Source organism: Paracidovorax anthurii (assembly GCF_003269065.1).
In the GTDB taxonomy this organism is placed as follows: Bacteria; Pseudomonadota; Gammaproteobacteria; order Burkholderiales; family Burkholderiaceae_C; genus Paracidovorax; species Paracidovorax anthurii.
In genome coordinates this window covers 1-12,437 of record NZ_QLTA01000051.1, presented here as the reverse complement: position 1 = coordinate 12,437, position 12,437 = coordinate 1, and the positions used below count along the sequence as shown (strand labels likewise).

Annotated in this window: 8 protein-coding genes; 6 read left to right on the top strand and 2 right to left on the bottom strand. The window is 70.1% G+C overall.

All coding sequences use genetic code 11. The annotated features are described in order from the left end of the window. The first annotated feature begins 61 nt into the window (after nt 1–61). The 6 genes from AX018_RS19675 to AX018_RS19650 all read left to right on the top strand — a co-directional run bounded on the left by AX018_RS19675 (nt 62) and on the right by AX018_RS19650 (nt 10,118). A complete protein-coding gene (locus tag AX018_RS19675) occupies nt 62–1,702 on the top strand; it encodes an OFA family MFS transporter (protein ID WP_111880821.1) in 1,641 nt (546 codons plus the stop codon). A gap of 17 nt (nt 1,703–1,719) precedes the next feature. Then, on the top strand, nt 1,720–3,243 hold the full coding sequence (locus AX018_RS19670; RefSeq protein WP_111880889.1) for a methyl-accepting chemotaxis protein: 1,524 nt from the start codon (nt 1,720–1,722) through the stop codon (nt 3,241–3,243). Between the two features lie 172 nt (nt 3,244–3,415). Continuing rightward, complete coding sequence (locus tag AX018_RS19665; protein ID WP_245951716.1) at nt 3,416–5,773, top strand: FdhF/YdeP family oxidoreductase; 2,358 nt, start codon at nt 3,416–3,418, stop codon at nt 5,771–5,773. A gap of 389 nt (nt 5,774–6,162) precedes the next feature. Then, complete coding sequence (gene fdhD, locus AX018_RS26040; protein WP_211322487.1) at nt 6,163–6,978, top strand: formate dehydrogenase accessory sulfurtransferase FdhD; 816 nt, start codon at nt 6,163–6,165, stop codon at nt 6,976–6,978. Between the two features lie 82 nt (nt 6,979–7,060). After that, nucleotides 7,061–9,577 carry an ABC transporter permease gene (locus AX018_RS19655; protein ID WP_415842023.1) on the top strand — a complete coding sequence of 839 codons (2,517 nt, stop codon included), beginning with the start codon at nt 7,061–7,063 and terminating at the stop codon, nt 9,575–9,577. Nucleotides 9,578–9,710: 133 nt separating this feature from the next. After that, a complete protein-coding gene (locus AX018_RS19650) occupies nt 9,711–10,118 on the top strand; it encodes a group II truncated hemoglobin (RefSeq protein ID WP_111880813.1) in 408 nt (135 codons plus the stop codon). Nucleotides 10,119–10,206: 88 nt separating this feature from the next. Here the strand turns inward: AX018_RS19650 and AX018_RS19645 are convergent, their stop codons facing one another. Then, complete coding sequence (locus AX018_RS19645) at nt 10,207–11,688, bottom strand: PhoPQ-activated pathogenicity-related family protein (RefSeq protein WP_111880884.1); 1,482 nt, start codon at nt 11,686–11,688, stop codon at nt 10,207–10,209. 293 nt (nt 11,689–11,981) lie between these two features. Further along, a complete protein-coding gene (locus tag AX018_RS19640) occupies nt 11,982–12,428 on the bottom strand; it encodes an RHS domain-containing protein (protein ID WP_245951719.1) in 447 nt (148 codons plus the stop codon). Nucleotides 12,429–12,437: the final 9 nt, after the last annotated feature.

The following is a 12,437-nucleotide window of genomic DNA, read 5'->3' as shown; positions in this document are numbered from 1 at the left end:
TCCGGGCCGGTGCGGCCCGGCATTTCATGGGTAGCGATACCGAATACAACAAGGAGCGGGCATGGCGGTTACACAACCAGGATTTCTGGACAAGGAGCGCATCATCGCGGGGCCGGGCTTCAATCGGTGGCTGGTGCCGCCGGCGGCGCTGGCCATCCATCTCTGCATCGGCATGGCCTACGGGTTCTCGGTCTTCTGGCTGCCCCTGTCCAAGGCCCTGGGCACGGCGGGCACGGGCGCCGCGTGCGCCAAGGACATGAGCTTTTTCGCCGAGCTGTTCGCCTCGGGCTGCGACTGGCGCGTGGCCACGCTGGGGTGGATGTACACCCTGTTCTTCGTCTTCCTGGGCTGCTCGGCCGCCATCTGGGGCGGCTGGCTGGAGCGCGCCGGCCCGCGCAAGGCCGGTGTGGTCTCCGCGGTGTGCTGGTGCGGCGGCATGCTGCTGTCGGCCCTGGGCATCTACCTGCACCAGTTCTGGCTCATGATCCTGGGCTCGGGCGTGATCGGCGGCATCGGGCTGGGCCTGGGCTACATCTCGCCGGTGTCCACCCTCATCAAATGGTTTCCCGACCGGCGCGGCATGGCGACCGGCATGGCCATCATGGGCTTCGGCGGCGGCGCGATGATCGGCTCGCCGCTGGCCGTGGACCTGATGAAGACCTTCTCCACGCCGACCGACGTGGGCGTGATGCAGACCTTCGTGGTCATGGCGCTCATCTACTTCGTGTTCATGATGGCCGGCGCCCTGGGCTACCGCGTGCCCGCCACGGGCTGGAAGCCGGAAGGCTGGACGCCGCCGCCGCCCAGCGCCAACGCGATGATCACGCAGCGCCACGTGCACGTGAAGCGCGTCTGGGGCATCCCGCAGTTCTGGCTCGTGTGGATCGTGCTGTGCATGAACGTGAGCGCGGGCATCGGCGTGATCGGCATGGCCTCGCCCATGCTGCAGGAAGTGTTCGGCGGCTCGCTGATCGGCGTGCCGGCCAAGTTCGGCGAACTCGACAAGACCCAGCTCGCGGCCATCGCCGCGGTGGCCGGCGGCTTCACGGCGCTGCTCTCGCTCTTCAACATCGGCGGCCGCTTCTTCTGGGCCAGCCTCTCCGACAAGCTCGGCCGCAAGATGACCTACGTGGCGTTCTTCGTGCTGGGCGGCCTGCTCTACGCGAGCATTCCCAGCTCGGCCAGCGCCGGCAGCAAGCTGCTGTTCGTGGGCGCGTTCTGCATCATCCTGTCGATGTACGGCGGCGGCTTCGCCACGGTGCCGGCCTACCTGGCCGACCTGTTCGGCACGCAGTTCGTGGGCGCCATCCATGGCCGCCTGCTCACGGCCTGGGCCACGGCCGGCATCCTGGGCCCGGTGGTGGTGAACTACATGCGCGAGTACCAGCTCGGCCTCGGCATCCCGCGCGAGCAGGTCTACAACCAGACCATGTACATCCTGGTGGGCATGCTGGTCATCGGCCTCATCGCCAACCTGCTCGTGCGTCCGCTCGCGGACAAATGGTTCATGAGCGACGAGGAACTGGCGCACGAGAAGAAGCTCGCGCACGAGAAGGCTGCGGCGGCCGAGGTTGGTTCGGGCAGCGGCGGTGGCGGCACGACCAGCCCCGCGCTCGTGGCGTTCGCATGGGCGGCCGTGGGCATTCCGCTCGCCTGGGGCATCTACAAGACCCTGGTGAGCGCGGCCAAGTTCTTCCATTGAGCCCGCCCCGCATGGCCATGCTGCCCGGCTCCCTGACCCGGCGCATCGATGCGGCGGCCCGGCGCTTTGCCGACGAGCACGCGGGAGCCTTCAGCCTGGAGCCGGCCGAGGCCGGCGGCCAGCCGCCCCGGCTCCGCTGCGGCGGCCGGGTGCTCAACGGCGACTTCGGCCCCATCGACCGCTTCACCGAGCAGACCGGCGTGCGCGCCACGGTGTTCGCGCGCCAGGGCCAGGACTTCGTGCGCGTCGCCACGTCGGTGCGCAAGCAGGACGGCGAGCGCGCCATCGGCACGCAGCTCGACCGCTCCCACCCCGCCTACCGCGCCCTCGTGGCGGGCCGTGCCTATGCCGGCTATGCCACGGTGTTCGGCCGCCAGAACATGACGCGCTACGACCCCGTGCGCGATGCCGGCGGGCAGGTGGTGGGCGTGCTCTACGTGGGGCTGGACGTGAGCGGCATGCCGGCGCTGGGCGCGGCGGCCCGGCTGGCGCTGTCCGTGGTGGCGGCGCAATACGCCCTGGGCGCCGTCGCATGGTGGCTCCTGCCGCCGCTGCCCGCCGCCTGGCTGGCGGTGTCCGTCGCGCTGCCGCCGCTGGTGGCGGCGCTGGTCTACGGGCTGGCGTGGCGCGGCATCACCGCGCCGGTGGCCGAGGGCTGTGCCGCGGCCCAGCGCATCGCCGCGGGCGACCTGACCACCCAGATGCACGTGGCCCGGCGCGACGAGGTGGGGCAGATGCTGCAGGCCGTGAACGGCATCGGCGTCGGCCTCACGGGGCTGGTGACCCAGGTGCGCCAGGGCGCCGAAGGGCTGCGCGTGGCGACGCGCGAGATCGCCGAGGGCAATGGCGACCTGGCCACGCGCACCGAACAACAGGCGGGCGAGGTGAACGCCGCCGCATCGGCCCTGGAGCAGCTCACGGCCACCGTGGCGCAGAACGCCGAACACGCCCGGCAGGTCAACCAGCTCATGGGTACCGTGTCCGGCGCGTCGGAGCGCAGCAGCGAGGCGGTGGAGCGCGTGGTCTCCACCATGACCGGAATCCGCGAGGATGCCCACCGCATCCGCGACATCATCGGCATCATCGACAGCATCGCGTTCCAGACCAACATCCTGGCGCTCAACGCGGCCGTGGAGGCCGCGCGCGCGGGCGAGCAGGGGCGCGGCTTCGCGGTCGTGGCGTCGGAGGTGCGGGCGCTGGCGCAGCGCTCCTCGGGCGCGGCGCGCGAGATCCGCACCCTGATCGCGGCCTCCGTCGAGCGGGTGGACGCCGGCGGCGGGCTGGTCGAGAACGCGCGGGCCTCCATGCAGGGGATCTCGGGATCGATCGCCGAGGTCACCCACCTCATCGCGGGCATCGCCACCGCCAGCGGCCAGCAGAGCAGCGGCATCGAAGGTATCCACCAGAGCGTGGGCCGCATCGAGCAGATGACGCAGCAGAACGCCGCGCTGGTGGAAGAGGCCGCCGCGGCGGCGCTGCGCATGCGCGAGCAGGCCGCAGGCCTTGCCGATGCGACCGCGAAATTCAAGACCGCCGCATAGCCCGCGGCACAGGAAACCGACACCCCCCGCCCGGACCGCCGCCATGCCCGCATCGCGCCCCGCCATAACCCCGGTGCCCGCAAGGGCCAATGCAACGGCGTAGCCTTCGGGCCCCGTGCGCCGGCGTGGCGCGGCATGCGCGCCCGCCATGCTTTCGTCCAAGGAGACCACGATGAGCGAACAGAAAATCGAGTTCTACAAGGGCCCCGCCGGCGGCTGGGGCGCGCTGCGCTCCGTCGGCAAGACGCTCAAGCATCAGGACATCCCGATCAAGGGCGCCAAGACGCTGCTCTCGGCCAACCAGCCCGACGGTTTCGACTGTCCGGGCTGTGCCTGGCCCGACCGCAACCATGCCTCCACCTTCGAGTTCTGCGAGAACGGCGCCAAGGCCGTGGCCGCCGAGGCCACCGCGCGCCGCGCCGGCCCCGAGCTGTTCGCCCGCCACACCGTGGCCGAGCTGGCCGCGCAGAGCGACTTCTGGCTGGAGGACCAGGGCCGGCTCACGCACCCCATGGTCTACGACGCGGCCAGCGACCACTACGTGCCCATCGCCTGGGACGATGCCTTCCAGATCATCGCCCGCCACCTGAACGCGCTGCCCGATCCCAACCAGGCGATCTTCTACACCTCCGGCCGCGCCAGCAACGAGGCGGCCTTCCTCTACCAGCTCTTCGTGCGCGAGTACGGCACGAACAATTTCCCCGACTGCTCCAACATGTGCCACGAGCCCAGCGGCAGCGCCATGCGCCCGCAGATCGGCGTGGGCAAGGGCACGGTGACGCTGCAGGACTTCGAGGAGGCCGACGCGATCTTCATCTTCGGCCAGAACCCCGGCACCAACCACCCGCGCATGCTGGGCGAGCTGCGCGCGGCCCACAAGCGCGGCGCGCAGATCGTGAGCTTCAACCCGCTGCGCGAGCGCGGCCTGGAGCGCTTCGCCGACCCGCAGAGCAAGATGGAGATGGCCACCCTGGGCTCCACGCCCATCAGCACGCACTATTTCCAGTTGCGCGTGGGCGGGGACATGGCCGTGGTCAAGGGCATGATGAAGCACCTGGTGGAGATCGAGGACCGCGAGGGCGGCGTGCTCGACCATGCCTTCATCGCGGAGCACACCACCGGCATCGACGCGCTGCTGGCCGACATCCGTGCCGAATCGTGGAGCCTGATCGAGCAGGAGTCGGGCCTGGCCGAGGCGCAGATCCGGGCCGCCGCCGAGGTGTACCGGCAGGCCAAGCGCGTGATCGCCTGCTGGGGCATGGGCATCACCCAGCACATGCATTCAGTGGCCACCATCCAGATGATCGTGAACTGGCTCATGCTGCGCGGCAACATCGGCCGCCCGGGCGCGGGCCCGTGCCCCGTGCGCGGCCACAGCAATGTGCAGGGCGACCGCACCATGGGCATCTGGGAGAAGCCGCCCGCCGCGCTGCTCGACCGCCTGCAGGAGGTGTTCGGCTTCGAGCCGCCGCGCGCGCCGGGCGTGGACACGGTGGAGGCCATCCGCGCCATGCTGGACGGCAAGGGGCGCGTGTTCTTCGCGCTGGGCGGCAACTTCGCGGCCGCCACGCCCGACACCTACGAGACCTGGAAAGCGCTGGCCCGCTGCGACCTCACGGTGCACGTGACCACCAAGCTCAACCGCAGCCACATCGTGCACGGCCGCGAGGCGCTGATCCTGCCCTGCCTGGGCCGCACCGAGATCGACGTGCAGGCCACCGGCTCGCAGGGCGTGACGGTGGAGGATTCGATGAGCATGGTGCACATCTCGATGGGCATCAACCCGCCGGCCTCCGAGCACCTGCTCTCCGAGCCCGCCATCGTCGCGCGGCTCGCGGCGGCCACGATCGGCGCGCGCAGCAGGACGCCCTGGCTCTGGCTCATCGAAGACTATGCGCGCATCCGCGACAAGATCGAGCAGGTGTTCGTGGACTTCAAGGACTTCAACCAGCGCGTTGCCGTGCCGGGGGGCTTCCGGTTGCGCAACACGGCGAGCGAGCGCGTGTGGAACACCGCCACGCGCAAGGCCGGCTTCTTCGCACACCCGGTGCCGCAGGACACCCCCGTGCACCAGGCGCGCGCCCGCACCCGCGACGCGGTGGTCTTCACCCTGCTCACCACGCGCTCGCACGACCAGTACAACACCACCATCTACGGCCACGACGACCGCTACCGGGGCGTCTACGGCCAGCGCCGCGTGGTCTTCATCCACCCCGAGGACATCCGCGCGCTGGCCCTGAAGGACGGCGACTGGGTGGACATCAAGACCGTGTGGAGCGACGGCCAGGAGCGCCGCGCCGACCGCTTCAAGCTGGTGGCCTACGACATCCCGCGCGGCAACCTCGCTGCTTACTACCCCGAGACCAACCCGCTGGTGCCGCTCTCTTCCGTGGCGCTGAACGCGGGCACGCCCACATCCAAGTCCATCCCCGTGGTGCTGGTGCCGAGCGCCGCCGTGCCCGAGGCCGCCCAGGCGCAGGAGGTGCCAGAGGTGCCGGAGGTGCCCGTGGTCGCGCCGGCCGTGGTCTGACCGGCGCCGTGGCGGATACCGACGACGACCTCACCGCCGCGCTGCTTTCGGCCCTGGCGGAGTGGGACGCGCCGCAGGGCGTGTCCATGCCCCGGCTCGCCAAGCGGCTCGGGCTGTCCGGCAGCGTGGTGCTGCGGCGCCTGCACCTGCTGAGCGATGCCGTGGTGGGCGGGCAGGCGGGCCCCGGCTGGGTGCGCGTGGCGCAGGACGGCGACCGCTGGCTGGCCTGGCTCACTGATGCCGGCCGGTCCCTGGCGGCATCCGGTGCAGGCCCTGAGGAGGCCGCTCCCGGGCCGGCCGCTGCCTGCCTCATGCCCGGTGAGGACGAAGGTGGGAGCGGGGAGGCCGCGCTGCCCGGCCCCGTGGTGGCGCGCGCGGTGCAGCGGCACATGGCGCCCGCCGGCGCGCCGGCCTCCACGGGCCCGCAGCCGCCGCCCTGGCAGGACGATGCCGTGGCCGCCGAGGTGCCCGTGGCCCTGGTGTTCAACGGCCTCTCCCACGCGGTGATGATGGCCACGCCCTCCGACCTGCACGAATTCGCCCTGGGCTTCGCGCTCAGCGAGGGCCTGATCGATACCCCCGCGGACTGCCGCGACATCGAGGTGCTGGCCCGCGGCGGCGCGGAGGCCGGCTGGGAAGCGGCCTGCGAGGTGCGCCTGGACATCGCCCCGCGCTGCTTCGCGCGCCTGAAGGAGCGGCGCCGGGCGCTTGCCGGCCGCACCGGCTGCGGGCTGTGCGGTATCGACAGCCTGCAGGCACTTGACCTCGTGCCCGAGCGCGTCACGCAGCGGCCCTGGGTGGCGGCGCTGCCGGCGGCAGGGGTGTCGCGCGCCGTGGCCGCCATGCCCCCGCTGCAGGTGTTCAACGCGGCCGCCGGCGCGCTGCATGCCGCGGCCTGGGCCACCCCGGAGGGCGAGCTTACCGACCTGCTGGAGGATGTGGGCCGCCACAACGCGCTCGACAAGCTCATCGGCCGCCTGGCCGCGCAGGGGCGCCTGGGCGAGGGCGGCTTCGTGGTGATGTCGAGCCGCGCCAGCTACGAGCTGGTGCGCAAGTGCGCGCGCATGGACATCCCCCTGCTGGCCACCGTCTCCGCGCCGACCTCGCTGGCCGTGGATCTCGCGGTGCAGGCGGGCATCGTGCTCTGGGGGCTGTGCCGGCCCCCGCGCGCCGTGCTCTATACCGGCGGCGCAGTAGCACGCTAGGCAGGCTGGGGCGGGGCGGCATTCGCCCGGTGCCCCGCGCCGCCGGAGGGGCGGGGCTTTTGCGCTAAGGTAGCCGCCCATGATGCCGACCTTCTTCCAACTGGGCTGGCGCACCCTCTGGCGCGACCTGCGCGCGGGCGGGCTGCGCCTGCTCATCGTCGCCGTGGCGCTGGCCGTCGCGGCCCTCACTTCCGTGGGCTTCTTTGCCGACCGCCTGCAGGGCGGCCTGGAGCGCGACGCGCTGCAACTGCTGGGCGGCGACGTGGTGATCGCCAGCGACCAGCCCACACCCGCGCCCTTCGCGGACAAGGCCCGCGCCCTGGGCCTGCGCGGCGTGACCACGCTGGGCTTTCCCACCATGGGCCGCGCGAGCGACGCGCAGGGCGGGGCCAGCCGCCTGGTGGCCCTGAAAAGCGTGGAGCCGGGCTACCCGCTGCGCGGCAGCCTGCAGACCGCCGATGGCCCGGGGCCTGCCGCCCCCACGCGCGACATCCCGGCGCGCGGCGACGTCTGGGTGGACCCGCCGCTGCTGGAGGCTCTGGGGCTGAAGCTGGGCGATGCGCTGCTGCTGGGCGACGCGCAGCTGCGCATCGCGCGCACCATCGCCATCGAGCCCGACCGGGGCGGCGGCTTCATGAGCTTCGCGCCGCGCGCCATGGTCAACGCGCAGGACCTGCCCGCCACCGGCCTCGTGCAGCCCGCCAGCCGCCTCACCTACCGCTTCGCCGTGGCCGGCGAGCCGCCCGCCGTCAAGGAATTCGCCGCCTGGGCCGCCCGCGCGGCCGAGGAGCCCGGCATCCACGGCGTGCGCGTGGAATCGCTCGACAGCGGCCGGCCCGAGATGCGCCAGACGCTCGACCGCGCCCAGAAATTCCTCAGCCTCGTGGCCTTGCTGGCCGCGCTGCTCTCGGCCGTGGCGGTGGCCCTGGCCGCGCGCGGCTTCGCCAACGACCACCTCGACGCCGCCGCCCTGCTGCGCGTGCTGGGCCAGAGCCAGCGCGGCATCGCCGGTGGCTACGTGGTGGAGTTCACGCTCGTCGGCCTGTTCGCCAGCGCGGTGGGCGTGGCCCTGGGCTACGCGGTGCACCACGTCTTCGTGCTGTTGCTCGCGGGCCTCGTGGAATCGACCCTGCCCGCGCCCAGCCTGTGGCCCGTGGCCTTCGGCTTCGGCATGGGCCTCACGCTGATGTGCGCCTTCGGCCTGCCGCCGGTGCTGCAATTGGCCCAGGTGCCGCCGCTGCGCGTGATCCGCCGCGACCTGGGCGCGCTCAAGCCGGCGTCGCTGGCCGTGCTGGGCGTGGGCATCGCGGGCTTCGCCGCGCTGCTGCTGGCCGTGAGCAGCGACCGCAAGCTGGGTCTGATCGCCGTGGGCGGCTTCGCGGGCGCCGTGGCGCTCTTCGCGCTGCTGAGCTGGCTGGCCGTGAAGGTGCTGCGCGCCAGCGTCAACGAAGCCACCGCGCCGCGCTGGCTGGTGCTGGCCACGCGGCAGATCTCCGCACGGCCCGTCTATGCCGTGGTGCAGGTCAGCAGCCTTGCCGTGGGCCTGCTGGCCCTGGTGCTGCTCGTGCTGCTGCGCACCGACCTTATCGAGAGCTGGCAGCGCGCTACCCCGGCCGATGCACCCAACCGCTTCGTCATCAACGTCATGCCCGACCAGGCGAGCGCCTTCCAGGGTGCGCTGCGCGATGCGGGCGTGCAGCGCTACGACTGGTTCCCCATGATCCGCGGCCGGCTCGTGGCCATCAACGGCCGCGAAGTGGGCCCGCAGGACTACGCCGACGACCGCGCCCGGCGCCTCGTGGACCGCGAATTCAACCTCTCCAACGCCGCGCAGGCGCCGGGCCACAACACCTTCGTGGCCGGCCGCTGGACCGAAGGCGCCGCCGGCGAGATCAGCGTGGAGGACGGCATCGCCGAAACCCTGGGCCTGAAGCTGGGCGACATGCTGCGCTTCGACATCGGCGGCGTCATGAGCGAGGCGCGCGTCACCAGCCTGCGCAAGGTGGACTGGAGCTCGCTGCGCGCCAACTTCTTCGTCATGTACACCACCGCGCAGATGCCGCCCGAGCTGCCCGTCACCTACCTGGCGGCCTACCGGGCGCCCGATGCGCCAGGCTTCGACAACGCCCTCGTGCGCGCCTTCCCCAACATCACCAACGTGGACATGGGCGCCACCCTGGCCCAGGTGCAGCGCGTGCTGGGGCAGGTGATCCGCGCCGTTGAGTTCCTCTTCGGCTTCACGCTCGCGGCCGGCCTCGTCGTGCTCTTCGCGGCCGTCACCGCCACGCGCGAGGAGCGCGCGCGCGAATTCGCCATCATGCGCGCCGTGGGGGCCCGCGCCAGCCTGCTGCGGCAGGTGCAGCGCGCCGAGCTGGCGGGCATCGGCCTGCTCGCGGGTTTCCTGGCCAGCGTCGTGGCGGTTGCCGTGGGCTGGGCCCTGGCCCGCTACGTCTTCGACTTCCAGTGGACGGCCACGCCCTGGGTGCCCCTGGCCGGCGCCCTCGCGGGCGCCGTGCTGGCCCTGGCCGCCGGCTGGTGGGGCCTGCGCGAGGTGCTGCGCCGCCCCGTGGTGGAGACGCTGCGCCGGTCGGCGGAGTGATGGTGGCCGGGCAGGGCCTGCGCCGCCCCGCGCAAGGCCTTGCCGTGCGCGGGGATGATTCCCGGCCGCCTGCTTTTTTCCAAGAACCGGGTGCGCCCTGCGGGGGCACCCAGAACCTATTTCCTCTCCCTCCATGACTTCTGAACAGACGCCCCCCGAGGCCACCACTGCCTTCGCGTGGATCGGCGGCGAGCCCGCCGTGCGCGCGCTGGTGGACCGCTTCTACGACCTCATGGATCTGGAGCCCGCCTATACGGAACTGCGCGCCGCCCACGGCACCACCCTGGAGGAGGCGCGCGACAAGCTCTTCTGGTTCCTTTGCGGCTGGCTCGGCGGCCCCGACCACTACATCGAGCGCTTCGGCCACCCGCGCCTGCGCATGCGCCACATGCCCTTCTCGATCGGCATCAAGGAGCGCGACCAGTGGGTGGCCTGCATGGACCAGGCGATGGGCGAAACCGCCGTGCCTGAAGCGCTGCGGGCGCGGCTGCGGGAGAGCTTCATGGGGACGGCGGACTGGATGCGGAACCGGGGCGGGTGAGGAGGCGAGCGGCGCGCCCGACTGCTCGACTGCCTGCGTGCCGGCCCGGCCCGTGTCCCTCAGTGGTTGAAGACCGGGGCGTGGGTCTTCAGTGCCCCAGTCCCCTGCCCGCGAGCGTGGTGCAACGCGCCTGATCCCCGGGAGGGGCATGGCTGGGATAGCCCTGCTCGCCCAGCACGTAGGCCTGGCTGGTGGCGACATAGCCATCCGCGTAGGTCGCCTCGACAAAATAGGCGGTCCAGCCAACCGTCGGCACCTGCACCGCGACCTGCATCACCGAGGAATCGCCCAACGGAACCGGCATCGAGGAATATCGGATGCCGCAGGCATACCGGAAATCGCGCGCGACCGGATTCGTCGCACTCCACAGCAGAACGCGCGAAGGCCGCTCGGAAGACCAGAGCCTGATACTGGTGTGCCCGTTCTCGTTGCGCAGCCAATCGTGCATTTCAGGCAATGCCTGGCCGCCCTGCAGGCGATTCACGAAGGTAATGAGGGAATCGCCGGCCACGGAACGGATATCGTAGTGCGAGGAGTTCGGCACCATGCGCAGGGACTTGATGCCCGGAAGTTTCCCGTAATAGAAGTGGGAGCCGTCTGGAACGAAGAAATCGTCACCGCTGGCATTGACGATGTATTTCGGCACCTGGAGGCGTTCGTGCCGGGACGTGCCGAGCTGATTCAGCGGATCCTGAATCTGTGCAAGCATCGAGAATTCCGGGGTCTCGATTTTCTCCAGGACGCCTTCGCCATAGTAGGCATTCAGTGCCCTCGGCCAATTCTGGCCGTATGTGCGATAGATGTGCGCCAGCACGTTCTGCATGTCCAGGATATCGATGACGAAAGGCACCACCGCATCCACGCGCGGGTCGGCAACCAGTGCGTGCCAACTCGCCCAACCCCGCTTGGAGGCTCCGGCGAGAATGAAGCGGTGGATATTCAGCGACGCCAGCTCGCGTTCGGCCAGCGTCATGGCGCGCGAGAGCGCGGCCGCCATCGGGACATGCAAGGGCAATGCCTCGCGCCGGCCGGGCGACTGCAGGAAAAGGGCCCATGTATGGGCCACGCTGTCATCCTCGCGGCGCGCCTTTCCATCATCGGTGTACGTGAGGTACTGATTGGGAATGTCGTTCAGGACGATGACCACCGTGCGGGTGCGCGACGCAATCGCCGCCACGCTTTCGGGCGACAACTCACTGTCGGGCAACGCGGGGCCGTCCAGGGGCAGGCGTGTTCCATTGGTCGAAATCAACAGCGCTCGCCGAGGCAGGGGATTCTCCGGCACGTAGATGGCGACGGTGTGCTGCCATGCCGCTGGCGTCACGAGCTGCTCCGGGGACCAGTTCTGGGACGTCATCCGGTAACTGCGGCGCTCGACGCCCGCTATCGTCGCGGTACCTGTCTGCTCGTAGACCAGGGGCTGCCGTTCAACCGCATCCCGGTAGCACACCATGGTGCTTTCAAGCCGGCTGTCGCAACGCCTGGCATCGAGCGCAGCGGGCTCCGGCATGCCGGCGGTGGCGCTCAGGGCACACCACATAAAAAGGCTGATGGCGATAAGACGCTTCATACGGATTGATTCCTCTTGTGGCGCCATGGGGCAATCAATGGGCGGTGCTGTGGAATGCAGGTGACTCGGAAAAAAAACCATGGAATATATGGTTGGGAATGAATCAAGGTATTTGGATATTATTTCTGGGAATGGGGTTCTGATTATCATGAGTGCCAGCCCATGGGGTGGGGTATGGAATGATTCTCGGGCGTTTCATGAATCCAGGCGAAGTGATTTGTAATATCTGTCGCATCCCGATAGATTGTATGGATGCCAGTGAGAGCGATGCGGTAATTCGCCATGTCGGTTTTTCATGGCTTGCAGAAGCGCCTTGCTGCCCAGCGCATCGTGGACCTCTCCCGTGGCATCGATGCTGATTCCGGTGCGCACGGGCCGGCTTTCCGTCGAGGTGTTGCCCCTGGAAGCCTAGAGGGAGGGCCTCGACGTCGCCCGGTACAGCGAGCGCGATTGGCTGTTCTGCCAGCGTGAAGACCGTCGCATCGCCCGTGTAGTACCTGTGTTTCTTCCCAAACCTTGTGGCTGGCTGCCCAGGCGATGCGGCCAGCCTCGTCGGTCAACTCCTGCGGCGCGCCGATCTGGTCGCAGTGGTAGTAGTAGGTGGTGAAGTCCTTGGGCTTTTGTTCTGCTACATCTTCCGTAGCAAACTCTCCAGCAGTCTCGGCGACATGGAGGGGTTTTGGCTCTGAATCCCTGGTTTTCTCGCCCTTCCACTCCGATTCCAGCTTGGCCAGGGGCACGAAGCTGTC